The organism is Nostoc sp. ChiVER01 (assembly GCF_034531155.1).
Lineage (GTDB): Bacteria > Cyanobacteriota > Cyanobacteriia > Cyanobacteriales > Nostocaceae > Nostoc.
Window position 1 is genome coordinate 21,403 of the sequence record NZ_JAVRBS010000032.1, and the last position, 25,466, is coordinate 46,868.

Consider the following 25,466-nt stretch of genomic DNA (forward strand, 5'->3'; position numbering starts at 1 on the left):
TCAAGCTATCTGGGTTAACTCCTAATGATCGCAAATGTTCCACTAACTGTTGTCAAAGTAGCTGTTCTTGTTCCAATACAACGAAGTTTCCATCTCTGGCTCATCACTTAATAACCGAGTTGCATCGGGCATCTGCTGTTCTGCCTGTTGCGCTGTGACAAACATCATCGTTGTACCTGTTTGATTGTTGATTTAATTTTAAGCTGTTAGGTCAGGAGTTAGAAATTAGAAATTTGGAATTTTCTTCCCCATCTCTACTGAATTTGTGAGAGCAGAGTCACGGATTCCGCTACACTGAGACTTGGTTTATCTGAATTGTAATTAGGCATGGAAATCGGACAAAAGGTTAAAGTCTTTCGCTTGCGCGATCGCGTTTCTGCCCCTGTTGTTAAAAAACTCGGGCAAGTGGGTATTATCCAAGGCTACAAAGTCACTGATGGTCGTGGAATTGGTGTAGTAGTGATGTTCGACGATAATACTTCTACTTGGTTTTTTGAAGATGAAATTAAACCTGTGTAACTACTGTAGAGGAATTAGAACCTGGTTTTCTAGGAATCTGAAACTTAAAGCACAGGCTGAGATTCTTTGTTGAATGCTAAGTTGGAGTTGAAAAGATCGGCGGTGAAAATAGGAATCAAGTAATGGCTCTAATATTGACATTTTTGGGTAAAGGCGGCACCGCTCGTACCAAAATTGCGATCGCCGCCGCCAAATTATTGGCAAGTCAAGGCAAGCGCGTACTTCTAGCAGGACAAGCAGAACCAACATTGTCAATTCTGCTTGGTAGTTCCATTGCTGCTGATCCCCAGGAAATCGCTCCCAATTTACAAGTAGTCCAGTTTCAAGCATCTGTACTACTAGAACGCAACTGGGACGAAGTGAAGAAACTTGAAGCGCAATATCTTCGCACGCCCATATTCAAAGACGTTTTTGGTCAAGAACTGGTAGCATTGCCGGGAATGGACAATGCCCTCGCCTTGAATGCTATCCGCGAATATGATGCCAGTGGCAAATATGATGCGCTCGTCTACGATGGCACGGGCGACTCTTTAACGTTACGAATGTTGGGTTTGCCAGAATCTCTCAGTTGGTATATCCGGCGATTTAGGCAATTGTTTGTCAACTCCGATTTGGGGAAAACAATTACTGAATCGCCCTTGATTCAGCCGCTCATTAGCAGCTTTTTCAATATCAATTGGACAGCAGATAACTTTGCAGCACCCACTAACCAAGTCAATAATTTCTTGGAAAAGGGGAGAGCCGCTCTTGCTGATCCCAAGCGTCTCGCTGCTTTCTTAGTTACCACAGGAGATCCCATTGAGGTAGCAAATGCTCGTTATCTATGGGGTAGTGCTCAACAAATTGGTTTAACTGTTGGTGGTGTTCTGCTTGTGTCTACTGAGGCAAGTACCAACCTATCGGAGGAATTTATCCCTCTACCTGTAAGTGTCGTTCCTGACTCGCCCACAGGTGACTGGCAACCACTAATAGACGCTTTACCCAACTTTGAAGCACAAGCTCTACAGGCTCCCAAACCAATTGAAATAGACATCCACAATCGTCAAGTACGTTTATTCTTGCCAGGGTTTGACAAAAAGCAAGTAAAACTCACCCAATATGGGCCAGAAGTCACAGTAGAAGCAGGAGATCAGCGACGAAATATTCCCTTACCTCCGGCTCTCAGTGGCAGACCTGTTGCTGGAGCAAAGTTTCAAAATAATTATTTGATAATTTCGTTTTAATTTAGTTAGGAGTTAGGAGTGAGGAGTTAAGAATAAAACAATAATTCATAACTTTTAACTCCTAACTCCTCACTCTAAAAAAATACGCTTTATGTCAGAATCAACTCCCATTACCCCAGACCCTAACCCAGCTGAGGCATTAGACTCAGTGGTAAATGATTCCAATGAGCAAGCAAACGCATCTGCCGATCGCAGCGCGAAAACTAGGCAACTGTTGGGGATGAAAGGTGCAGCTTCAGGGGAAACTTCAATTTGGAAAATTCGTTTGCAGCTAATGAAGCCGATTACCTGGATTCCCCTAATTTGGGGTGTTGTCTGTGGTGCGGCTTCTTCTGGTAACTATACTTGGACACTGGAAAATGTGTTGAAGGTAGCAACCTGTATGCTGCTAGCTGGGCCATTAATGACAGGTTACACCCAAATCCTCAATGATTACTACGATCGTGAAATCGATGCCATCAATGAACCCTATCGTCCGATTCCTTCTGGGGCAATTCCCTTAACCCAAGTAATTATTCAGATTTGGGTACTACTAATTGCTGGTATTGCTTTGGCATTTGCGCTTGATGTGTGGTCTGGTCATGAATTCCCGACAATTACAGCAATCGCAATTATCGGTTCTTTCATCGCCTACATTTATTCTGCACCTCCTCTGAAACTCAAGCAAAACGGCTGGCTAGGTAGCTACGCCTTGGGTGCAAGTTATATCACCCTACCTTGGTCTACAGGACACGCTTTGTTTGGCGATCTCAATTCCACAATCGTAATTTTGACGATGTTCTACAGCTTGGCTGGATTAGGCATTGCTATCGTCAATGATTTTAAGAGTGTAGAAGGCGATCGCCAGCTAGGATTAAATTCACTACCTGTAATGTTTGGCATCACCACTGCGGCATGGATTTGTGTAGTCACTATTGATGTATTTCAAGGATTGATAGCTGCTTATCTCGTCAGCATCCATGAGAATTTGTATGCAACAATACTAATACTCTTAATCATTCCGCAAATAACATTACAGGATATGTATTTCCTGCGTGACCCCGTGAAAAATGATGTTAAGTACCAAGCCAGCGCCCAACCCTTCCTTGTTCTAGGAATGCTCGTCACTGGTTTAGCGCTGGGTCATGCTGGCATTTAAATGATACTTCCAAAGTAAGAAGTTAGGAAGTAGGAGTTAGGAGTTAATATACTTCTAGCTCTTAATCTGTATCAAAACATATTGTGTTGCAACTGATATCTTTCCTCATTCATGGGATTCAACCTTTTTTAGTCCCCATTTGCTTTGTCGTTGCTTGGACTGTAACAATTCTCGCTGTTTTGAGTCTTTGGACGGCGGCGCGAGATAGTGTAACTACAGCCAAACAAATGCATCAAATCCCCTGTAGTGGTTGCCAATTTTTTACCGACAATTACCGTCTTAAGTGTACTGTACGCCCATCTATTGCCAATACAGAAGAAGCAATCCATTGTTTGGACTATCAACCGAAGACAAATCCTTATTTATATTAGTTGGGGAATGGGGAGTAGGGAATGGGGAGATGAGGGAGATGGGGAGATGAGGGGACAAGGTGACTTAAGTGATAACTTGCAACAAGTCTTTCCCCTTGTCCCTAATTCTCCTTGTCCCCAAGTCCTCTTCACCATGCCCAATGCCCAATGCCTAATGCCCAATATCTAATCACTATTGACCAATCTCTAACAATATCTTTAAAACACCGCGACTTTGAGCGTGTTCAAAAGCCGCAAGCCCTTCAATGAGGGGGTAACTAGCATGAATGAGAGGTTGCACATCAACTTGGCCTGTAGCTAGTAGCTGGAGAGCTGGGGAAAAGGGGCCACAACGGGAGCCGATGAGGGTAATTTCATCCACTACTAAGGAGGAAACATCCAGGCTGAGGTTTCCTGCATAAGTACTTTTAAGCACTAATGTACCACGGGGACGTAGGGCGCGACGGGCGATCGCAAATCCTTCTGGGTTGCCAGTACATTCTACTGAGATATCAAAATATCCATCTGTAACAGTATCGGCTAGACTCGTTTTAATCTTTCGTGCCTCTAAATTAGCCAGTTTGTCTCGATGACGCCCCACAGCTAAAATTTCACAGCCAGTTAAGGCAATTGTCTGGGCTACTAACTGCCCTAGTTTGCCATCTCCAACCACTAGCACCCGATCATTTGGATGCAATGCTACTTGCTGCTGAATTTCCAAAGCTGCTGCTATGGGTTCAGTAAATGTTGCTACTTCTGTTGGCACATTATCAGGTACTAAATGTAAGTTCTCTATCGGCAAACAGAGATATTCACTAAAGGCTCCATTCCGGTTGACAATACCAAGAACTGTACGATTTTCGCAGTGAGTTGGTTGTCCACTACGACAAAATCGACAATGCCCACAAACAGCGTTGATTTCTCCAACTACACGTTGGTTAACTAAGTGTTCTGGCCCTTGTTCAACAACACCGACAAATTCATGCCCTAAAATACCAGTGTAGGGATAGTAGCCTTTAAGTAGTTCTAGATCGGTGTTACAGATGCCCGCACGCAAGACGCGCACTAAAGCTTCCCCTTGTGGTGGTTCAGGAATGGGAATATCAGTGCGTAACTGCAATTGGTTGTTTTCGAGCCAAAGTCCTTTCATTTCTCTTCATGTCCTTTGCCGAATTACGTTGTCATACCACTTTCAAAATCTTTACAAATCAATGAGTTCTATCCATGTACAAATCTATGCCTTTACTCATGCCTATGTCTCTGTAGTAGGTATTTCTTTAATAATATTGATTGCATCAACTTTGCTTAACCAAGTAACCAGATCGTCTGAGTCAAGCGCTATCTCACTTCCTAAAGTTTTGATATAAAGAAGTCCGTCGCTAATAATTAAATCTCTAATTGGATACCATGAATCTCGTTTTCTAACCAGAAGTTCCAACGGAATCCCTAGTCTTGAAGTAGACTTGCGATATTTCCACCAAGCTCGCCATAGAAGCACAGATTTAGTACAGTGCATCTTATATCCTTTGGGAACTTCGCAGTATTGATACTGATAAAAACCTCGACTATCAACTTCTCCTTTGAGGAGATAACTAGATTCTGCTAATGCCTGATTTATCAATTCCCACTGGGATGATTTTGGAGAAATTGAGAATTCAGATAGTGTCTTAGATAGTAGCTGGACAGTGGCAATCACACCTTCGGCTTTTGCTATTAGTTGGTTTGTGTTATAAACTGTTTGGGCTGTCAAAGCAGGATTTGACAACAAAACTTCTTTTTTATGAATAGAGTTTTGCACAAACTCTCGAATTAAATCTAGATTAGACAACATAAAATTATTTATACTAAGTTAAGCAGTGTGATGGAAGCACAACTGTACTTAAATTAGTTGCTACATTGTTATTGCACTAAAACCAGGATTATTACCAGCTTTACTTCTCTGTGTTACTAAGACTTTGTTTACTTCAATTTCGGTTATGTCGCCGTTCGCTAGGCTGGTTAACAAAATTAGTCTGTTTAGATACACAATAAATTATTATATTAAATTTTTACGCTTTCGAGAAAAGGTTGAAATACCGGAATTAATTCGGGGCGACTAACTACAAGGGTGGGAAAAGAGCGATCGCTATAATCTTCTCCCGGTAATAATGGAAATGGTTCTGATTTAAGCGATGACCAGACCCCACCAGCAGCTTGGATAATTACCCAAGCCCCTGCTAAGTCCCAAACCTTTGGTGTCGCCTCAATTCCACCCAAAGTAGCCCCAGTAGCAACCGTCAAAAAGTTATAGCTAGCCACACCCAACATCCGAATTTTGCAGGGAAAGCCGTTTTTGATAGCTGCGGTGCTACGGGAACAGAGGTTAAAAAAGTGATTATTGCTGGGACTATCTATGCTGGTGTGGATGGGGTGGTTGTTGAGAAATGCTCCTATTGGAGGTGTTAACCCAGATGAACCTGCCCAAAACCCATGAAAAGCTTGATTCAACGTTGGTGCGTAAATATAACCGAAAATTGGTGTACCTCGATACAGTAAGCCCAAAGATATTGTCCAGATGGGAATGCCGCGTGTGAAGTTCGTTGTACCATCTAGAGGGTCAATTACCCAACACCACTCAGTACCGGGAAATAACTTATCGCTCTCTTCGCTCAAAATGCCGTAACCAGAAAAATTAGAAGCGATCGCATCTCGAATTTCCTGATCTGCCCATTTATCTGCTTGCGTCACCAAACTACCATCAGCTTTTTGAGAAGCCTGTACTTTCCCAAAATCTTGCATTAACTGTTTGCCCACTCTGGTAGTGGTAGTTTGGGCAAAATCAAGAATTGTTGTCCAAAAATCATTCATTAGTTATTAGTCATTTGTCATTTGTCCTATGCCCCATACAGTTTAATCTAAATCGCTTTCTAAAACCGAAGCGATCGCTTGCTTTGTACTTGTTTGAAATTCTGTGATGTTCACCCGATTTAGAAACCAAATCGATAGCACCATTCCTACAGCTTCTAGAACGAATACCAGTCCATAAGCTAACTCTAGGTTTGGTGAAAACTTGCGTCCAATATCTAAAACTGTACCTCCAATGACTACCGCCACACCTCTAGAAAGAGACTGCGCTAATCCCCATGCCCCAATAAACGTACCTGCGGCTTCTGCTGCGGTAAGATCCAACATCAAACTAATTGCTGCTGTAGTTAAGAAACCTGCGGCTAAACCGAAAAAGAACAAACCTAGTTTGAGAACTGCTGCATTAGCTGTAAATCCTGATATACCCAGCAATATTGTACAGAATGCTACCAACATACAGCCTAGACGTGCAGTTCTGCGCTTACCCAAACGTGGGACAATGTAAAACCCTGTAACACCGTAGGCAATTAGTAGGCCCGTTCCATAAAAAATATTTAATTTGGTACTTTCCGCTAGGGGCATTTTAAACACTTGACCCGCATAAGGTTCCAAAATCGGGTCTTGCATAAACAAACTGATAGTCATCACCAGTAAAAAGGTGAAAAATATACCTGTCTGTGAGCTAGCTGTCAATATTTTCCAAGCATTGCCTAGAGTAATACTGTCTTCTCGATTTACCAGAGTGGAACGAGTTAAGTATTGAGAGTACTTTTTTTCTACACCGAATGTGGCTACGATCGCTAAACCAAATACAATTGCTGGGACGATAAAAAACAATCTGTTGACTGCTGGTCGTAAGGTTTCTATGGTTGCTTCTGGCGTTAACTGTTTCAGCAAGCTGGCACTAATAATTGCCCCAACAATAATCCCCACCATTAGCATCGACCAAACCACACCGACTACTTTAGAACGGTTATCTTCTTCAGATATATCTACTAACAAAGCAGCAAAGGCAGTACCGCTAGCACAAATTCCTAGACCGTATACAGCGAAAACTAAAGCCAAAAGTGCTGTCCAGCCGATTGTTTGGGTTGTCCATACCCAAGCACCTGCACTATTTCCAGCAACATTCATCTGCCACATTACTTGTACAGCTAAAAATGCTGCGATCGCAAATATTGCCGCGCCCACCCAAACATAAGCTGTGCGGTGGGAACCCCATAACGGTTTGGCATCGGAAATCTGTCCGAACCAGACACGGGAAGGAGCAACAAATAAAGGCAGTGCTAGAACTACTGAAACCAGCGTCGCCGGAATTGCTATTTCTTGAATCATGACTCTGTTGAGTACCCCCAGAGTCAAAATAGACATCATGCTCAACCCCATCTGAAATAAACCCAACCGGAACATAGTTAGCAGGTTTACCCTTGGCACAGATAGGGATTTTGTTTTGGTATCAAATACTTCACCGCTTGCCATAGCTACTTCTTCGTATAGTTTATGGGATTTAATCTCTCTCTCTTTAAATAAAGATAAACCCTACCTGCTCCAAATCAGCGAACGAAAAGTGAAAGTTGCGATTTGGCAAGCGATTATACACCTCAATTAGGGTATGCTCCAGCCAAGTTAGGATTAATTTCTTGGCTTGGTTGTAATACGCGATGTCTACGATGGGCTACGCCTAAGGATAACGAGAGAATTTTAGGATGAAGTAGTGAAACGAGACTGCATTTACTATCAAATTTTTAAGCGCTTTCCCGGGTTACTCTTTGAACAGATTGCCGCACAGTCAAGCAGATAGATATAGACATTTCATGTCTGTTGTCATATTTTTGCAAAATGAGGAGAGCTTGATTAAAATCCTCAATTGCCTTTTTATGGTATCTAAAGGGATCGGGTCAAAATATGACAGATTAAGTTGTTCAGAACTTCATCGGAGTTGGAACTTGGTAGGATGGGACTCAAGTCTCTAAAGTTTACATAGTACTTCTACACTCACTACCTTGAAAAATTGTTATCCTGCGTCCTGGAAAACTAAATTTTCGCTTGAGTTGGGGAATACTAAAACTATGTATTATTTCATCAATGTATTGTTCTACGTCGGCTTATATCTGTCACTTGATAGCAATCCTAAAAATTGTCCGTCAGCAAAAAACCATAACTGAGCTATGCTATTAGCAGCAGCAAGAAATTGTGGAATAGACATAATTTTTTGTGATCCAAGCTTCAAACACTTCTCTAGCTTCACTAACTATTACTACTAACCGCATCAGTAGCAATAATGATATTTATTCAAAATATTGTGAAGGAAGAAGTGCGACACTCTAAAACATCTTATCAAGTAGCTGTGTAATCTGTCGCTGTGTTTATAACGTAAATCATTAGTAGTATTGAGCTTTGGAGAAACTCTGATTATAAGTGCAGATCGTCCAGGGTTAACCCCTTAATAAATCACGCTATTCAATCCCCATTTCTTAACTCAATACGGTTCAGTTAAGAATTTCTTTCTTCTCTCTGCGTCCTTGGCGTTCTTGGCGATTCGTTAAAAAAATTCACTTCAATAAGCAGTTTTAGCCTTAACTGAACCGTATTGCATTTCTTAACTAGATACCAATACGCTTGGGTTAGCGCCAAAAACCTTGAAATGTGGAGGTTGGGTTGAGGAATGAAACCCAATATTTCGGGGCTTTGTTGGGTTGCGGTTTGCTTAACCCAACCTACAATTTTCCACAAAGCCAAACATATTGAACTAGATACAACAGCTTAAGAGCATTGCCACTGGGACACTTCTGATCAATTTCCCACTTTTGAACTGTTGATAGACTTGTATTGAAAATAGCAGTAAATACTGCCTGACTGATAAAAGATTTTGAAGTAAACCTAATCGTAACTTTTATTAAATTTCTGGTATTGTGCTGTAACTTTATCGGACACAATCAAGCCAGATAAAAATATCAATGTGAAAATGTGGTTTTAACTACGCTATTCCATCAAATTAGTAAGATAAACTTGCCGTATGTATGTCATCAAAGTACTTAGCTTAATCTAGTAATCAAAAAGGCATAGGCAATGAGTAAAGAACCAGTCAAAGTAATATTATGGGAAGAAAATCAAAAAGATTTTCTCAAAAAATTCTACGATCTTCAATTTACTCCCAGAGTAGGAGAGGAAGTTTACCTAAAAAAGGAAAGATGGAAAGTAACTAGAGTTGAGCATGACGTAGAAATCAGTGAGATTAATGTCTACATGGAATTAATCAAAAAAGCCAAGCAGGATAAATCATCTAATTCATAAATACAAGTAAATACACTCAACTATAGCAATCCTATTTGATTTCTGAGAATTGCAGCCCGCAGATACCCGACTTCGTAAAAGTTGTCGGGGATCTTGTTTATGTGCGTTTGATTCAGGTTTTAAATCTTTATGCACGCGATGTCTACGACGGGCATAGCTGCGGCACCACAATATTTGCAGCTAAGTGGTGGCGATCGCACCCAATCTTGTCTATGACGATACACTATAAAAGTAAAGAAATGTAAATAAATCAAATTTTGCAACTGTGGAAAACATCACATTGGGGCAAAATGGCCCATCTGTTACGCCCTTGTGCATAGGCACTTGGGCTTGGGGTGATAAACTGTTTTGGAATTATGGCGATCGCTATGGCCCAGAACAGTTACAAGAAGCCTTTATAGCAGCCTTAGAAGCTGGTGTTACCTTCTTTGATACTGCCGAAATCTACGGAATGGGAAAGAGCGAGAAATTTTTAGGGCAATTTCTGCAACAGACACAACAACCTGTGCAAATAGCCACAAAATTTGGCCCTGTACCGTGGCGATTTACAGCCCAATCCGTCTCTGATGCTTTAACAGAAAGTCTCAAACGGCTACAACTTGAACAAATTGCCCTGTATCAAGTGCATTGGCCTTTTGCCTTCTTTTTAAGTCAAGAAACTTTGATGAATGCTCTAGCGGATGAAGTGAAGCGAGGCAGAATTGCCGCAGTCGGTGTGAGCAATTACTCAGCAGAGCAAATGCGGGACGCCCATCAAATATTGGCGGCCCGAGGAGTGCCTTTGGCTGTGAACCAAGTCCGCTATTCTTTACTGACTCGTCAAGTTGAAAGCAAAGGTATTATCGCAACAGCCCGTGAGTTGGGTGTGACTATTTTAGCTTATAGCCCTCTAGCACAGGGATTACTCACAGGCAAGTATAGTATTGATAGTACTGAAACTCTTACTGGTGCGAGGAAAGTAGACCCGCGATTTAAGAAAGAAGGTTTGCAAAAAATTTCCCCAGTTATATCTTTGCTACGCAAGTTCGGAGAAAAATATGATCGCACTCCTGCCCAAGTTGCTCTCAACTGGTTAATTGCTCAGGGAAACGTTATTCCCATTGCTGGGGTGAAGACAGCTGAACAAGTACGGCAGAATGCTGGTGCTTTGGGCTGGAGATTGAGCGACGATGAAATTGGAGAATTAGAACAAGTTAGTCGTCCTTGGCTGTAGTATTTTTGAATCGTCTAAAAAAGCCAAAAAGTCAAGAGTCTAAAGTCAAAATCTTAACTCTTGACTCTTAACTCTCAACTCTCAACTTTACTAACTTTTAAATTTGGATTTTGGATTAAAGGAAAAATCTAAAATCCAAAATTAATTAACTCTAGACTAAGAAGCTGACTCTCTAGCTGTAGGTGAACCTATCTTTTTACTAGGAGATGCAGAAGAATCCTGTCCACTTGTCCGTAGTTTGGGCTTGGGAGAAGAATGTCTTTCTTCACCATTACTGCTATCTGATTTCCACGCAGTACGGGGGCGATCGCTAGAAGATTCACGACGCTTACCAAGTCTTGGTTTGGGAGCGGAGGACTCCTCTTGGGGAATTTCCACGTCTGAACTCAACCAAGCGGGACGAGTTTGATCATAAGCAATTTGCAGTGCAGCTGCGGCAATCGCTTGAGCATCGTACTCTTCAATCAGTTCGCTGACAATCGGCAAGAATGAAGCTAAACGCTCTCCTGTCAAAGCTTCTCGCACCTGTTCTTGCAATTTCATAATATGTCTTGCTTCAATCTGGGCGCGTGTGGGAATTGATAGCAATTGCCAACTTTGGCGGTTATGACGTTCAAATGTCTGCTGCTTGCGCCGCTCAAATGGTTGTACTAAAGAAATTGCTGTTCCTTCTTTACCAGCACGACCAGTACGACCAATGCGATGGACGTAGGTTTCTACGCTATCGGGTAAGTCGTAGTTGATCACATGGGAGAGTTGATCGACATCTAAGCCTCGTGCGGCAATATCAGTTGCTACCACCCAGCGAACTTGACGGTTACGGAATCGGCTCAATAACCGTTCCCGCGCTTGTTGTGACAAGTCACCGTGGTATTCATCGACACTATGACCAGCCCCTTGTAATTGACTGGTAAGTTCTGCGGCTGTGCGTCTGGTGCGAACAAAGATTAGAGCTGTTTCTGGATCTTCCATTTCCAGAATTGGCTGTAAAGCTTTGGCTTTTGTCCAATGGCGGGGAATCAAGTAAGCTACTTGATTGATTTTGTTGGGAGCAGCTTTCGGTTGCTCAACGGTGACAGTTGCAGGCGATCGCAAGAACTTGTTTACCAACATCCGAATTGATGGTGGCATTGTTGCCGAGAATAAAGCTGTTTGGCGATCTACGGGCGCTTGAGAGAGGATTTTTATGACATCATCAATAAAGCCCATGCTCAACATTTCATCGGCTTCATCCAACACAAACCATTTCACTTGATCCAGCTTTAAACAGCCTCGATCGAGCAAATCGATCACCCGTCCTGGAGTGCCCACAACCATGTGAACGCCACGTTTGAGTTGTAACATTTGGCGGTCAATTGATTGACCACCGTAGATTGCTAACACCCGCAATCCTTCATTACCGATGAATTGCGTGATCGCATCGTGAACTTGCATCGCTAATTCACGAGTTGGTGTTAAAACTATGGCTTGCACAGCTTTTTGATTAACATCCAGCCGCTCTAGAATTGGCAATGAAAATGCTGCCGTTTTACCTGTTCCAGTTTGAGATTGACCTACTACATCACGACCTGCAAGCAATTGGGGAATTGCTTGCACTTGAATGTTGGTTGGTTCGGTAAAACCAATTTTTTCTAGTTGTTCGACACGTTCTTGGGAAATGCCTAATTCTTGAAATGAAAGAGTCATTAATTCGTCCTAAATTTTATGTAAGGATTTTGGATTAGTCATTAGTCATTAGTCATTGGCTATTAGAGTGAGCCAAGGGCGGGCTAAGTCCGCCAAAGTTTCAGGTAAACCCTCATGAAAACTGCTATTAATGCAGCATTGACCTTAATATAAGGATGAATTTGTAAGGGTCATTTAACAAAGCACAAAGGACAAATGACGATTTAGTTATTGACTACTTGACCATAGAGGTCGTATGTATCAGCGTGGTGAATCGCTATTGGCACGATGGTTCCTAATTTTGCCTGGCCTTTGACATACACCAGACCATCAACCTCTGGGGAAAATCTACCTGAACGACCGATTAATTCACCACTTTCAGGATTTTCTTGCTCAATCAGGACATCGACGATTTTGCCTACTTCCTGTTGATTTTTCTTTTGAGAAATCGGTTGCTGGAGTTCCATCAGTTGGTATCGGCGATCATCCATCACTTCTTGAGGCAACTGATTTGGCAACTTGTAAGCTGGAGTTCCTTCCTCAGAGGAAAAGGTAAAGACACCAACATGATCGAATTCATGGCGTTGAACGAACTCTAGTAGATGCTCAAAATGCTCGCTTGTTTCTCCTGGGAAACCAACAATAAATGTTGTCCGCAGTACGGCTGTTGGTAGCGCCGTTTTGATGCGATCTATAATCCCATCATTTACTCGTCCTTGCCAAGGACGGTTCATGGCGCGGAGAATATCTGGATGAGAATGTTGCAAAGGCAAATCCAGATAAGGCAATACGTTTGGCGTTTCTTGGATGGCCGCTATCACATCTGGGGTCAGTCCTGTGGGATAAGCATAGTGCATTCTAATCCACGGTATATCTACTTTCCCCAAAGCGCGAAGTAATTCGGCTAATTTTGGCTTACCGTAAATATCTAGACCGTAATTAGTGGTGATTTGGGAAATTAAAATAATTTCCTTTACCCCTTGACTAACTAACTGTTCGGCTTCGGCGACTATTGATTCAATAGTACGCGATCGCTGGTTCCCTCGAAGATGAGGAATGATACAAAATGCACAGCGATAATCACATCCTTCCGCAACGCGTAGATAAGCTACGCCCTCGGTTGTAGTGCGATAGCGCGGTGTAGTTTCGTCAGCGATGTAGGTTGGTTCGATACTAACCTGTTTAACCCGTTCGCCAAGTTCAACACGCTCAATTACATTTACAATTTTGTGATAATCACCTGTACCAACCACCGCTACTGCTTCCGGCAACTCTTCCAAAAGTTGTTCTTGGAAATGTTGCGCCATACAACCAGTGATTACGATTTTTTTGTTTGCCTCTGCCAGTTCTACCAAAGTTCTGACAGATTCTTGCCGGGCTGCTTCAATAAAACTACAAGTATTAACAATAACGTAATCGGCTAATTCTTCATTTGTATCTACACCGTAGCCTGCTTCTACGAGCATTCCTAGCATGTGTTCTGTATCAATTCGGTTTTTCTCACAGCCCAGGTGAGAAATGGCAATTGTTGGCTTGTCACCCATATTTTGAAAAAATCTTCATTTTTTTTCTTCCTGTAATCAAACACTTTGGCGCAAATTAAGCTTTTTTGCTATCAGCATCCTTGTGAAAACAGCGCAGTGGCAAATATCCACTGTCAATAACTGTTCGTGTCACAACCCTATTAATAAATAAAAATAGAGGTCATGTTATGATATTTCTATCAATCTGTTCCCCAGGGTAAATTGAAGTGTCTTTGGGTACATTTGACACTTGTAATCTTTTTTAACAATTCGCCTATTGGTATTTTACATTACCACAGCGTGTGCGTTGTTAATCTACCCATCGGGAAGCCGCCCAAGGGGCTTGTTGTGAGAAGTCGCTACCCTCCGGGAAATCGACGAAAGCGACTACGCTTATAAAGCAGTAATGCTAGCCTGGCGATTGGCAAGTCCTACGACTGGGCGCGGACAAGACGCCTAAACCACGGAAAGCTGCCTTGCGTCTAATGAGTGGCAAACTCCTCTTGTAGCCAAGTTTTATCTTAACATATCTTATGGGAGGTTGGAGGCCAATTTCCATCTTAGGAAGGAGGCAATAAACCGACTATCATAAAACACATTTGACTAGTTAATGAAAAGTCAAGAGTCAAGGGTCATACAGTCAATAGTCAAACTAAATTCTAGACTCTGGACTCCGCGAGGCGGATTAAAGACGTGGACTTATATCAATTATTTAAAACTCGCTCACCGATTATTGGCGTGGTTCACCTGCTACCACTGCCAGCCTCACCTCGTTGGGGAGGTAGCCTAAAAGCAGTGATTGACCGTGCCGAACAAGAAGCTGTGGCCCTAGCAAGTGGAGGGGTTGACGGGCTGATTGTGGAGAATTTTTTCGACGCGCCGTTTACCAAAAACCAAGTCGATCCGGTGGTTGTAAGTGCCATGACTATTGTGGTGCAACGGATACAAAATTTGGTGACTTTGCCTGTAGGCTTAAATGTTTTGCGAAACGACGCCAAAAGTGCAATGGCGATCGCTAGCTGTGTACAGGCGCAATTCATCCGCGTCAACGTTCTCACGGGAGTGATGGCAACCGATCAAGGATTAATTGAGGGAGAAGCCCATCAATTACTCCGGTATCGACGGGAGTTAGGCTGTGATGTTAAAATCCTGGCCGATGTGTTGGTGAAACACGCCCGTCCTTTGAGTTCTCCAAATCTCACAGTCGCCGTGAAAGACACCATCGAAAGGGGTTTAGCAGACGGAGTGATTTTATCTGGTTGGGCCACTGGTAGTCCACCTAACTTAGAAGATTTGGAACTAGCTTGTGGTGCAGCAGCTGGCACACCAGTGTTTATCGGTAGTGGAGCGAATTGGGAAAATATTGATACATTGATGCAAGCAGCAGATGGTGTCATAGTTTCCAGTTCTTTAAAACGTCACGGACGTATAGAGCAACCAATTGACCCAATTCGTGTCAGTCAATTTGTTGAAGCTGCACGTCGCAATTGGAACTCCAAAAATGAAAGCAAATCAACAGAGCAAGTAAAGTTACATTCTTAGGGAGTGGGGAGTAGGGAGTAAGGGGAGCAAGCGAATAATTAATTATTATTCCCCATTCTCCATTACCCCTTATCCCCATTCCCCATTCCCCATTACCCCTTATCCCCAGAGGGGACCCCACCATCCCCATTCCCCAATATTTATGATTCGCCGTCGTTCTACTCCTTGGATTCATAAATGGTCACGTCCATTGATTGCCGCGATCGCTGGATGTGGTGCTTTGATAACTGGTTATCTGACCATAGAAAAGTTAACAGGAGGTAGTGCAGCTTGTGTGGCACAGGCTGGTGTCAAGGGCTGTAATGATGTACTTTCCAGCCCTTGGGCAACGGTTTTTGGTCAGCCATTAGCTTTGTTTGGGTTTTTGGCATACATCAGTATGATGATATTTGCTTTGGCTCCCTTGGCATTCAACTCAGGAGAAAAGAATAGCCGCAAACAATTGGAAAATTGGACATGGTTGCTGCTGCTAGCGGGTGCGATCGCAATGTCTGTCTTTAGCGGCTACTTAATGTACGTGTTAGCATCTCAAATCAAAGCCATTTGTCCTTACTGTATCGGTTCAGCTTTGTTCTCTGTGAGTCTTTTGGTACTAACGATTATCGGTCGAACTTGGGAAGATATTGGACAAATCTTCTTTACTGCCCTGATTGTGGGGATGGTGACGCTGATTGGCACTTTAGGCGTTTATTCTGGCGTGAATAAATCAGATGTTACACCTGAAATTCCAGGACAACCGACAAAAATTATCTTTAATTCCAAAGGAGATCCTAACCCAGCGTTTGGTTGGGAAGTTACTACTACCTCTGGTGAGGCAGAAATAGCCTTAGCACAGCACCTGGCGAAGGTAGGCGCGAAGGAATACACTGCTTACTGGTGTCCTCACTGCCATGAACAAAAGCTGCTTTTTGGTAAACAAGCCGAGGAAGTAATCAACAAGGATGTTAAGGTAGAGTGCGATCCTGGTGGACTTAAAGCTCAAACAGAACTGTGTAAAGCCGCAAAAATTGAAGGCTTCCCCACTTGGATTATCAATGGCAAAAGCTATAGCGGAGTCCAAAACTTAGAGGAACTAGCGAAAGTTTCTGGTTACACAGGCCCTCGTAACTTTAAATATTTTAAGTAATCGACCTAGTGTTACGGTGTAGTTCACACCCAGTCAACTGGATGAATACAGCAAAGTCTGTTTCCAGTTGGCTTTTTTGTTTTTGGTAATAGATAATAGGTGTTGTCCAATATCCATTGGTGTCAACTTAAGCTAGAAATAGCTAGGGACTTCAGATAAAAAATATCCGATCATTTATTGTAGAGTCGACGTCTCGCGCACCCAGTAACCAAAGACAGGTAAAAATTCAGCGCGATCGCTCAGTCAAACACTGCCCACCCCACAACTGAACTCATTTTCAACAATATTTATATTTAATTTGTGCTGATAGCCACAAAAGTCCCAGTTGCTGTTTGGTCAAATAATTAGCCAGTACATTATAACTACCACGATATCTTGAACAACTTTACTCCATTAGAAAATCTTAGAAACTTTTTTTAGCTCTTCCTTGAATTATATTAATCCAATAGTTAATAACTATAGCAAATAGAGAATATTTCTCCCCAGTAGTGTAATGGGAATGAATCAGCAGCTAGGCAAGCATTTTGTAAAGTTAATATTTAAACTGAAACAATCGCTTAGTAGAGAACACAGAGAATTGATTACTGCCGCCATTGTTGCATTTTGCGTCCTGCTTTTGCATTCCATTGGATTATTACAATCTTTGGAGTTTGCAGCTTTGGATCAATTTTTTCGCTTACGTCCAAATGAACCGCCAGAACAGCGTATTACCATCGTAGCAATTGATGAAGCCTATTTAAAGGAAGTAGGTTCCTGGCCGATTCCAGATGCGAATATTGCCCAGTTGTTAAAAAAATTGAACGTCCACAAGCCCCGTGCTATTGGCTTAGATATCTACCGAGATTTGCTAGTAGAACCTGGTAATCAAGAACTTCGTAATGCTTATAAGTTAATGCCCAATTTAATTGGTATTCAGTTACTGGCAAACGACAAAAACGTTAATGTTTTACCTCCACTGGGGCTAAATAAGGATCAAGTGGGCTTTAACAATGTGCTATATGATCTCGATGGTAAAGTACGTCGCAGTTTATTGTATTGGCACGTTAATAATCAGGTACACGAAAGTTTTGCTCTGAAGTTAGCTTTATTGTATTTAAAGTCAGAAAATATTACTCCCACCAAAGCAAAAAACAACCCTGAGTATTTGCAATTGGGCAAAGCAATATTTACTCGTTTTCAGGCTAATGATGGTGCCTATGTAGGAGCTGATGCTAGAGGCTACCAAATTTTGACTAATTTTCCCAAACCCAAATGTCAAAGTTCATCTGGAGAATGGTGTAGTTTTCGTCAGGTATCGATAAGAGATGTACTGGCAGATAAAGTTAAAGAAAACTTCATTAAAGATCGGATTATACTTATTGGCTCCACTGCACCCAGTCTCCAGGATTTTGTATTTATCCCCTATTCCAGCAGTTTAATGGGTACGGCAAAGCCTTTACCTGGTATTCAACTGCAAGCTTATTTTATTAGTGAGTTAATCTCAGCTGCTCTGCAAGGACGACCCTTACTTAAGGTCTGGCCAGACTTATTGGAAAACTTGTGGATTTTTATCTGGTCTTATCTGGGAACTGTTACGGCATGGCGGATACGACACGCAACTAAGAACCTCCTTAGCATCTTACTTTCTTGCTTGGTATTGACCGTGAGTGCGTACCTTGCTTTCTTATATGGTTGGTGGATACCGCTCATTCCCTCACTGTTAAGCTTTGGTAGTTCAGCTATGTGGATTACCAGTAATATTGCCCACATGCAAGAAGAGGGGAAACGTTCTAAAGAATTTTTGCATAATGTAATCAACACGATTCCCGATCCGATTTTTGTAAAAAATGAACAACACCAGTGGATTGTTTTAAATGAAGCGTATTGTCGATTTATCGGTTATCCGAATAAGTTGTTAATTGAAAAGTCAGATTATGACTTTTTCCCTAAACATGAAGCCGATGTGTTTCGACAGCAAGATGAGCTTGTGTTCAGGACTCAAAAACCCCAGGAACATGAAGAAGAATTTACTAATGCAGATGGCCAGACTCATAAAATTGCCACTAAGCGATCGCTCCATAAAGACTCAGCTGGCAATTTCTTTTTAGTTGGGGTCATCCGAGATATTACTCAGCGCAAGCTCATGGAAGAACAGCTAAAACTCACTGCTGCTGAACTATCTCGCTCTAACAAGGAACTAAAACTCAAAGAAGACCATTTGCGTCATTTAGCTTATCACGACCCGCTCACAGGTCTATCTAATCGCAAATTTTTTGCCGAACAACTTTGCGAATCGTTATGTTGGGCGCAACACAACAATTTGGTGTTAGGGCTGCTGTTTGTTGATTTAGATGGCTTTAAGCAGATCAATGATACTCTGGGGCACGAGGCGGGCGATCGCTTGCTAATGACTATCGCAGGGCGACTCAGCAACTCTTTACGTGCTAGTGATACAGTTTCTCGTTTGGGTGGCGATGAATTTACTGTGATTTTACGCGCAATTCCTAATGTTCAAATAGCTGCTAAAATCGCCACAAAAATTTTAACTAGTATTAGCAAGCCAATTATCTTGGACGGCTATCCAATCCGAGTCTCTGCCAGTATTGGTATTAGTATTTATCCATACAATAGTCAAGATAGTGAAACTTTAATGAAACAAGCAGATGCAGCAATGTATCGTGCCAAGCACCAGGGTAAAAATCGCTACGAATTTGCTTAATTACTCAATAGTCAGGTCTCCAGTTTTTTTCGTTTTAGTCACAATTTTTACCTTGAAATTAGGAATGACAAGTGGAGATACGTTTAAAGGACTATCTTGAAAAAGTATAGTGTATGTTCTGCAAAATGGTTTTTTCCTTAAAGACTCAACCTAAGAATATAGGTAAGACAGGGATCAATTATCAGATGTAATTAGCCAATTAATTTTGTAGCCATTTTTATAAAACTAAAAGATACTGTACTTATTCGGTTTATTACAATATTTCATAGTTGATAGTTTTGAAAATCCTTATATTACAGTAATTGCGTTACAATAGCTTTATATATATTTAATATAATTAAATTTTAAATATACACGTTCCTCAGTAATACTGAATATATTTCGGAAGCCTCAGTCAATAAAAACAGTATTTATACTTAAAAAAATTAAAATATTATTAATATATACTGTTTTAGACAAAAAGCTTACAGCAATTTATTAACATATCTAACTTTTGGCTGATGTGAAAATAGCATTTTTAAGAATATCACTTAAGTAGATAAACTATTTAATAACAGCAAATAAAGCTTAATTTACAAGCGTTGCTCATAGTTACTTGTATACCGCCAACAATAATTGAATTAATTTTATAAAGTTATTTTTTCACGAAACCCAGTAGATATACGGTAGAAAAGAAAAAACATTTTTGATTTAAAAAATAGTAAATTTACTGAAAGCCATGAAGACTAACTTCCGAATCAAAAAGTTTCTGATATTGTGTATAGGTGCTTACATTCTAATACCGAAAATTGCAGCCTTTACAGGTATGTTCAGTACTGCAAGCGCTAATACTTTTGAGGCTACTAGCAATAACATCTTAATTGCCCGCAAAGTCAATTCTGAAAACTTACAAGACACGTACATTCCACCAAATTATGGTGGCCCCGACAGTCAGCATGGTAGCGGCACTCGCTAATATGAATTTAATAATTTTGGATTTTAGATTGACCAGAAGAGGCAGGGGAACAAGCTCCGGTTTTCCCTGCGTGGAGTGAAAAACCGAACATGCACAAGCTCCGTCATGAAGGACGCTTATAAAAAGCATCCAAACTCTGTCCCGGTCTCCCCTTCTGAAAGAACTGCTCCTTTTCCTCTTGTTGACTCCATACCTGAGCTATTGTCATTAAGTTATGAGCTAAGAGCTACTTTCCACTCAAGTAGACTGAATTTCCCCTTTCAACAGCTAGTGATAATGACTTAAGAGCGTCACCCGTCCAAGCTGTTGCTGCTACAAAAAACGGGATTAAAAGCCTTTGCTAGAAAGCTGTTCGGGAAACTTCAATCAGGATAATAGTGGAGATTTCCACCAATGCTCTGTTTGTACAAGTGCGTGAACTTGCCAATTTGGGTCTGGCTGAGGATAATCTAAACGGTAGTGTCCACCTCGGCTTTCGGTTCTAAAAGCAGCACTTTTAAGAATTAAATCAGCTACATCTAATAAATTGCGGGTTTCTGCCCAAAGTCTCAATTGCCGTTCAACATCTGGGATGTCAAAACTAGCTGATTCTGTGGGACGTAAAGCAAGCAAGAATTGACTTAAAGGCAGGATTGCGAAATCTTGCTGCCAAGATTCAATAGTAGCGATCGCACTTTCTAACTTTGATTGCTCCCGACAAATACCAGCACTTTCCCAAACTAAACGTGGTAACTTCTCCCTGAGTGCTTCTAGCTGTGCTTGCTGGATATGCCACTCATTAGCATCAGCACTAAATTTCTGTAATGGTAATACTGGTGTTTCTGACGGTAGCCCAATATTTTCCAACTCAATTTTGTCCATTTGGGCCCCAAACACAATACATTCCAGTAGGGAATTACTGGCAAGGCGGTTTGCCCCATGCACCCCGGTACTAGCGGTTTCACCCACCGCATACAAACCGGGAACATTTGTGCGATTCATCAAATCCGCGACAATACCACCCATCCAGTAATGGGCAGCAGGGGCCACAGGAATTGGTTCATGGAAGACATCAACTCCCCAATGCTGACAAACTTTGATGATGTTGGGAAAGCGGTAACGAATCTTGTCGGCAGGTATGGGGCGCATATCCAACCAGACATGGGCAGTAGCTAAATCAACGGCAGTACGTTGTAAATGGCTGAAAATGGCTCTACTGACCACATCTCGAGGTGCGAGTTCACCCGCCGGGTGGTAGTCAAAGGCAAAACGCCGCCCTTCGTTATCGACAAGGTGTGCGCCCTCGCCGCGTACAGCTTCGCTAATGAGAAAGCGATCGGCACCAGGTTTAGTTAGGGCTGTGGGATGAAATTGTACAAATTCCAAATCGCGGAGGATCGCCCCAGCCCGATATGCGATCGCTACTCCATCACCTGTACTTACAGCCGGGTTAGTGGTTTGGGCAAATACCTGACCGCCACCACCAGTTGCCAATACTACAGCACTAGCCTTTACCCATGTGATTTTTCCTTGATAAAACAGACTGATTCCTTGAGTGCGACCAGTTTCCGGTTCAATCCACAAACTTAAAGCCAAAGCTTGCTGAATGATTTGAATATTTTGGCGACGTAATACTTGCGCCGCAAGGGTGGTAGTAACTTCCCTCCCTGTGGTGTCTGCGGCATGGAGAACGCGGTTGCGAGAATGGGCAGCTTCTAAAGTTAAAGCCAAGGCTTGACCATGACGGTCAAAAGCAACTCCCAAGTCAACTAGGGATTGAATACATTTAGGTGCAAGTTGGGCGAGAAATTCTACAGCAGTGCGATCGCATAGACCTGCACCCGCCCGGATCGTATCTTCAATGTGTAGCGTGGGAGAATCTTCCGGGGCAACTGCTGCGGCAATACCGCCTTGCGCCCAATCACTGGCGGATAAAGCAATAGTTTCTTTGGTAATCAAGCCGACTCGCAAGGAATTTGGTAGACACAACGCTGTGTATAGTCCAGCAGCACCAGCGCCGACTACTAAGACATCAAATTGGCTAGGAATATCTATCTGAGACAAGGTATGGGGGCTGGGGGTAGAGGGCAGGGGGACTCGGGACCCCCACGGAGTGTGGATTGGGGGAGAGGGGGCAGGGGGAGGCAAGGAAAAATTTTATTTTGTCTTCCTTGTACCCCTTGCCTTCCTTGTGCCCCCTTTATATGTAATAGAAGATTCCCACTCTCTAGAATTAGGAGTGGGATGCTATTTTGCTAGATTAACTGCTGCAAATTGCAGTTATCTGTAGATGCCGTTGTTAAAGCGATCGTCTCCCTCGTTAAAGGCAGGTTCTAGTTCTGTCACGGTGAACTTATCCAAGTTGGCTTGCAGGGTTTGTTTCTGGCGATCGCTCAATCCTGGAAGATCCAATACATCCTCTACATTTTTGTAGGGAGCATTTGTGATGATTTTCTTAGCCAAGGTGGGATAAAGCCCTGGATACTGTTGAAAAGCTCGGACGTTGGTATTGTTCAAATCAATTTTTTTACCAAATTCCGTTCCTAGCTTCGCATCTGCCCGATTCTGCCGCTCAATTGCCAGAATTGGGACTTGAGGAAATGCAAAACTGTTGAAACTAGCAGCTTGGGCTATCTGAGTTGTTCCCAGCCATCCCCAGCAACTAAGTAACAAGCTAAACACTGTTAATAAACGCGCCAATCCTTTCACGATTTTCTACCTCTTTCCATCAAACAGAAATAAAAGTTTTAAGCTAGCAGCAGTCATGAGTCATGAGTCATGAGTCATTAGCCAGAGTGCCAAGGACAAAAGACAAAGGACAAAGGACAAAACCTGATAGCTTAATCAACACAGCAGTCATCAGAAACTAATATACAGCGTATTAATATCCACAATATTTACCGTTACTGGGTTTGACTGTACTTTTGCCAAAAATTTTTATTGTGGTAACAGTGATTGATAGCTGCAATACAGTTCTATCCATGATCCTGAGCATTCCCAAATAGACGAAATCTTTTCGGGGTGGCTGATTTTAGCTTCCAACTATACATGAGATCGTTCGATGCCTAATACCGAAAACCCTAGCAGGATGAGTTGATAGCAATGAACTGTGATGTAATATTTCTTAACCTACTAATCATCTACAGCATCATTCTTGATGTACCGTAGACTGGACTGGAAAAAGTCTCGGATTTGATACTACACAATTTTTTAATATTTTCTAGGCTGCGATCGCAGCTAATAAAAATAGACTGTCTACCAAAATCGTGCTTAAAACTGCGCCGCTAAAGGCATACCAGTGTTTTTGCTTTCGGACTAAAGGCAAAACCCCGACTGTCAACAGGACTAAGGCCAAAACTATGGCCCAACTTTGTCCCCAAGGTGTTTGTACTCGTATCAGAGCATTTTGTAATATTTGCGGTACTACATCTGCATCTACTATCATAATTTGCCGCCAATAGGGCATCAAGTCTGCTATATAGAAATATACGTCGGTTAAAACTGTACCTAGTAAAGAACCTAAATAAAACCAGTTACCTACCTTGCCCCAATTCTTTGCCAAACACCAACAAGCAAAGGGTAATCCTATAGACTCTACTGGCAGATGCCATGCAGGTTCCCAACGTAACCAACCCCAGTAAATCGCTCCTGCTAACCAACTCCAGCTAAACCCTAAAAGCAAATCTCCCCATACATAAGTTGCAGGACGTGACATTAAGGTAAAACTTAGCCAAACCCAAAATGCTGTCAGGGCTAAACTTAGACTTGGTAGCGATCGCACTATTGGCGCTTCTACAAATACTGGTACTGTTACCAAAAACACCGCCGCCGCAAACACTAACCAAGTTTGTCGGGCAGAGATAGATAAGGGAAGAGAAGGAGAAAAGGAAAGTGTAGATTCCAATTCCCTGATACCCTTGTGCCCAGTAACAGTTAAATCTAACTCTGTATCAATAGAAGGGGTAGAAGCAGTGTAGGAGGACAATGTATTATTAATCAAAGTTTTTAATATTTGTTACTAAACTTTATTTTATTTAAGATATCACATTTTAAAATCCCCCCCTGGGGGATTGCCTGGGGCATTGTAATTATACTGAAATTTCGGGGAGCGCAGCCGCAAACCAAACAAAACATTCATTCTGCGCCAGACTAATTCACTCAAGTTACCTGATGTACAGAACATCTCTGTAGTTAGCATTTACAAAAAACTACACAGAGGCAGGAAGAGCAAATCAAAAAGGGATTCAACCCTCAATACTGTTCAGTTAAGCTTTTTTCTCTCCTCTTGCTTCCCATGCCTCGTCTACTCCCCTTATCTTACTCGGCTCATGTAATGGGTAAAAAGTCAATAGCATCAGTCCGCTAAATATTAAAGTTTGATGAATTGCCAAAATTTCGTTGACTTATTGATGTGGGTGTAAGAACATGGCCAGCGTCTTAGATGATGTTATTGATTTAGTAAAGTGGAATTTTCTCCAATATCAGGTGCAGTAAAAAGTATAGAAAATAACATCGCTATTAGCTAAGTAATGATGTCTAGAACAGGAAAAAGGTATTAATTGATGGAGTTTATTCAAGCTTTTATTTTGGGTATTGTTCAGGGTATTACAGAGTTTTTGCCAATCAGTAGCACTGCACATCTTCTGATTGTGACAAAAATATTTGGTTGGAAAGAACTAGGTTCTAAAGATTTTGTCGATGCAATTCAGTTTGGCAGCGTTATAGCAATTGTGGGCTATTTTTGGTCGCTGATTTATAGTATTGTCAAAGGTGGAATCGAAGCGCTAAAAGATAAAGACTGGCAACGTGAGGAGTGGAAAATTCTTGTCGGTATTGTAGTAGGAACAATGCCTGCCTTAATTTTCGGCTTTCTTTTGAAAGACATTCTGCCGGAAAGTGCATTAATTATTGCCATCATGTCAATCATCATGGCACTTTTATTAGCTTTGGCAGAGAAAATTGGCACTCGCAAGCGAGATTTTAATTCATTGCAGATTCGGGATGGTATTTTAGTTGGATTAGGACAAACACTTGCTTTGATCCCTGGTGTTTCTCGTTCTGGCTCAACGTTGACAACTGCTTTATTTTTAGGATTAGAACGCGATACAGCAGCGAAATTCTCATTTTTATTAGGATTTCCAACTCTTACCATTGCAACGCTGTATAAGAGTCTGAAAATATTCAAGTTATTTGAAGCTCATCAGTTGCCAGATAATATTGTTGGACTGTTGATTGTAGGGATTATTTCAACCTTGATTTTTTCCTACCTATCAATTGCATTTTTGATCAAATACTTAGCGACCAAAAACACTTTAGTTTTCGTTTGGTATAGATTGGCATTCGGCAGTGCTATTTTAGCTGCGATCGCAGCAGGATGGAAAGGATAATTCATAATAG

General features: G+C 41.8%; 23 protein-coding genes. 13 read left to right on the forward strand and 10 right to left on the reverse strand.

The window, feature by feature from the left end; translation table 11 throughout:
• Window positions 1-42: 42 nt before the first annotated feature.
• Window positions 43-168, reverse strand: coding sequence for a hypothetical protein (locus RMY00_RS29845; RefSeq protein WP_322650990.1), 126 nt, complete (start codon window positions 166-168; stop codon window positions 43-45).
• 159 nt (window positions 169-327) lie between these two features.
• On the opposite strand from RMY00_RS29845, the gene RMY00_RS29850 reads away from it, so the two are divergent.
• The 5 genes from RMY00_RS29850 (at window position 328) to RMY00_RS29870 (ending at window position 3,420) form a co-directional block, all read left to right on the forward strand.
• Window positions 328-519 carry a DUF2862 domain-containing protein gene (locus tag RMY00_RS29850; protein ID WP_190731483.1) on the forward strand — a complete coding sequence of 64 codons (192 nt, stop codon included), beginning with the start codon at window positions 328-330 and terminating at the stop codon, window positions 517-519.
• A 122-nt stretch (window positions 520-641) separates the two neighbouring features.
• Complete coding sequence (locus RMY00_RS29855) at window positions 642-1,742, forward strand: ArsA family ATPase (protein WP_322650991.1); 1,101 nt, start codon at window positions 642-644, stop codon at window positions 1,740-1,742.
• A 91-nt stretch (window positions 1,743-1,833) separates the two neighbouring features.
• The gene (gene chlG / locus RMY00_RS29860) at window positions 1,834-2,880 is read left to right on the forward strand and encodes a chlorophyll synthase ChlG (protein WP_322650992.1); all 1,047 of its coding nucleotides are present in this window, start codon (window positions 1,834-1,836) and stop codon (window positions 2,878-2,880) included.
• An 83-nt stretch (window positions 2,881-2,963) separates the two neighbouring features.
• Entirely contained in the window at window positions 2,964-3,251 is a 288-nt protein-coding gene (locus RMY00_RS29865; RefSeq protein WP_100901131.1) for a hypothetical protein, read from the forward strand.
• Between the two features lie 7 nt (window positions 3,252-3,258).
• Complete coding sequence (locus RMY00_RS29870; protein ID WP_322650993.1) at window positions 3,259-3,420, forward strand: hypothetical protein; 162 nt, start codon at window positions 3,259-3,261, stop codon at window positions 3,418-3,420.
• 3 nt (window positions 3,421-3,423) lie between these two features.
• Here RMY00_RS29870 and RMY00_RS29875 read toward each other — a convergent pair whose 3' ends face one another.
• From RMY00_RS29875 to RMY00_RS29890, 4 genes are all read right to left on the reverse strand, one after another.
• Window positions 3,424-4,380 (reverse strand): MDR/zinc-dependent alcohol dehydrogenase-like family protein, encoded by a 957-nt coding sequence (locus RMY00_RS29875; RefSeq protein WP_322650994.1) that lies wholly within the window; start codon window positions 4,378-4,380, stop codon window positions 3,424-3,426.
• A gap of 102 nt (window positions 4,381-4,482) precedes the next feature.
• Window positions 4,483-5,061, reverse strand: a complete 579-nt coding sequence (locus RMY00_RS29880; protein ID WP_322650995.1) for a hypothetical protein — start codon at window positions 5,059-5,061, stop codon at window positions 4,483-4,485.
• A 209-nt stretch (window positions 5,062-5,270) separates the two neighbouring features.
• Window positions 5,271-6,077 (reverse strand): inositol monophosphatase family protein, encoded by an 807-nt coding sequence (locus RMY00_RS29885; RefSeq protein ID WP_322650996.1) that lies wholly within the window; start codon window positions 6,075-6,077, stop codon window positions 5,271-5,273.
• A gap of 42 nt (window positions 6,078-6,119) precedes the next feature.
• Window positions 6,120-7,553, reverse strand: coding sequence for a BCD family MFS transporter (locus RMY00_RS29890; protein ID WP_322650997.1), 1,434 nt, complete (start codon window positions 7,551-7,553; stop codon window positions 6,120-6,122).
• Between the two features lie 1,590 nt (window positions 7,554-9,143).
• On the opposite strand from RMY00_RS29890, the gene RMY00_RS29895 reads away from it, so the two are divergent.
• From RMY00_RS29895 to RMY00_RS29905, 3 genes are all read left to right on the forward strand, one after another.
• Complete coding sequence (locus RMY00_RS29895; RefSeq protein ID WP_292736759.1) at window positions 9,144-9,368, forward strand: hypothetical protein; 225 nt, start codon at window positions 9,144-9,146, stop codon at window positions 9,366-9,368.
• 101 nt (window positions 9,369-9,469) lie between these two features.
• Window positions 9,470-9,613, forward strand: a complete 144-nt coding sequence (locus tag RMY00_RS29900; RefSeq protein ID WP_322650998.1) for a hypothetical protein — start codon at window positions 9,470-9,472, stop codon at window positions 9,611-9,613.
• 20 nt (window positions 9,614-9,633) lie between these two features.
• Window positions 9,634-10,581, forward strand: a complete 948-nt coding sequence (locus RMY00_RS29905; RefSeq protein ID WP_322650999.1) for an aldo/keto reductase — start codon at window positions 9,634-9,636, stop codon at window positions 10,579-10,581.
• A gap of 156 nt (window positions 10,582-10,737) precedes the next feature.
• Here RMY00_RS29905 and RMY00_RS29910 read toward each other — a convergent pair whose 3' ends face one another.
• Window positions 10,738-12,267 carry a DEAD/DEAH box helicase gene (locus tag RMY00_RS29910; RefSeq protein ID WP_322651000.1) on the reverse strand — a complete coding sequence of 510 codons (1,530 nt, stop codon included), beginning with the start codon at window positions 12,265-12,267 and terminating at the stop codon, window positions 10,738-10,740.
• Window positions 12,268-12,470: 203 nt separating this feature from the next.
• Window positions 12,471-13,790, reverse strand: a complete 1,320-nt coding sequence (gene rimO / locus RMY00_RS29915; protein WP_322651001.1) for a 30S ribosomal protein S12 methylthiotransferase RimO — start codon at window positions 13,788-13,790, stop codon at window positions 12,471-12,473.
• A gap of 672 nt (window positions 13,791-14,462) precedes the next feature.
• On the opposite strand from rimO, the gene btpA reads away from it, so the two are divergent.
• The 4 genes from btpA to RMY00_RS29935 all read left to right on the forward strand — a co-directional run bounded on the left by btpA (window position 14,463) and on the right by RMY00_RS29935 (window position 20,090).
• On the forward strand, window positions 14,463-15,311 hold the full coding sequence (gene btpA, locus RMY00_RS29920; protein WP_322651002.1) for a photosystem I biogenesis protein BtpA: 849 nt from the start codon (window positions 14,463-14,465) through the stop codon (window positions 15,309-15,311).
• Between the two features lie 142 nt (window positions 15,312-15,453).
• On the forward strand, window positions 15,454-16,437 hold the full coding sequence (locus RMY00_RS29925) for a vitamin K epoxide reductase family protein (protein ID WP_322651003.1): 984 nt from the start codon (window positions 15,454-15,456) through the stop codon (window positions 16,435-16,437).
• A 499-nt stretch (window positions 16,438-16,936) separates the two neighbouring features.
• Entirely contained in the window at window positions 16,937-19,135 is a 2,199-nt protein-coding gene (locus RMY00_RS29930) for a CHASE2 domain-containing protein (RefSeq protein ID WP_322651004.1), read from the forward strand.
• Window positions 19,136-19,853: 718 nt separating this feature from the next.
• Window positions 19,854-20,090 carry a hypothetical protein gene (locus tag RMY00_RS29935; RefSeq protein ID WP_322651005.1) on the forward strand — a complete coding sequence of 79 codons (237 nt, stop codon included), beginning with the start codon at window positions 19,854-19,856 and terminating at the stop codon, window positions 20,088-20,090.
• Window positions 20,091-20,456: 366 nt separating this feature from the next.
• On the opposite strand, the gene nadB is transcribed toward RMY00_RS29935, so the two are convergent.
• The 3 genes from nadB to RMY00_RS29950 all read right to left on the reverse strand — a co-directional run bounded on the left by nadB (window position 20,457) and on the right by RMY00_RS29950 (window position 24,069).
• Window positions 20,457-22,133: an L-aspartate oxidase gene (gene nadB / locus RMY00_RS29940; protein ID WP_322651006.1), complete on the reverse strand. Its 1,677-nt coding sequence runs from the start codon at window positions 22,131-22,133 to the stop codon at window positions 20,457-20,459.
• Between the two features lie 216 nt (window positions 22,134-22,349).
• On the reverse strand, window positions 22,350-22,778 hold the full coding sequence (psbU, locus tag RMY00_RS29945) for a photosystem II complex extrinsic protein PsbU (RefSeq protein WP_100901144.1): 429 nt from the start codon (window positions 22,776-22,778) through the stop codon (window positions 22,350-22,352).
• Between the two features lie 511 nt (window positions 22,779-23,289).
• Window positions 23,290-24,069, reverse strand: coding sequence for a DUF3120 domain-containing protein (locus RMY00_RS29950; protein WP_322651007.1), 780 nt, complete (start codon window positions 24,067-24,069; stop codon window positions 23,290-23,292).
• A gap of 562 nt (window positions 24,070-24,631) precedes the next feature.
• On the opposite strand from RMY00_RS29950, the gene RMY00_RS29955 reads away from it, so the two are divergent.
• Window positions 24,632-25,456 (forward strand): undecaprenyl-diphosphate phosphatase, encoded by an 825-nt coding sequence (locus RMY00_RS29955; RefSeq protein ID WP_322651008.1) that lies wholly within the window; start codon window positions 24,632-24,634, stop codon window positions 25,454-25,456.
• The last annotated feature ends 10 nt before the right edge of the window (window positions 25,457-25,466 follow it).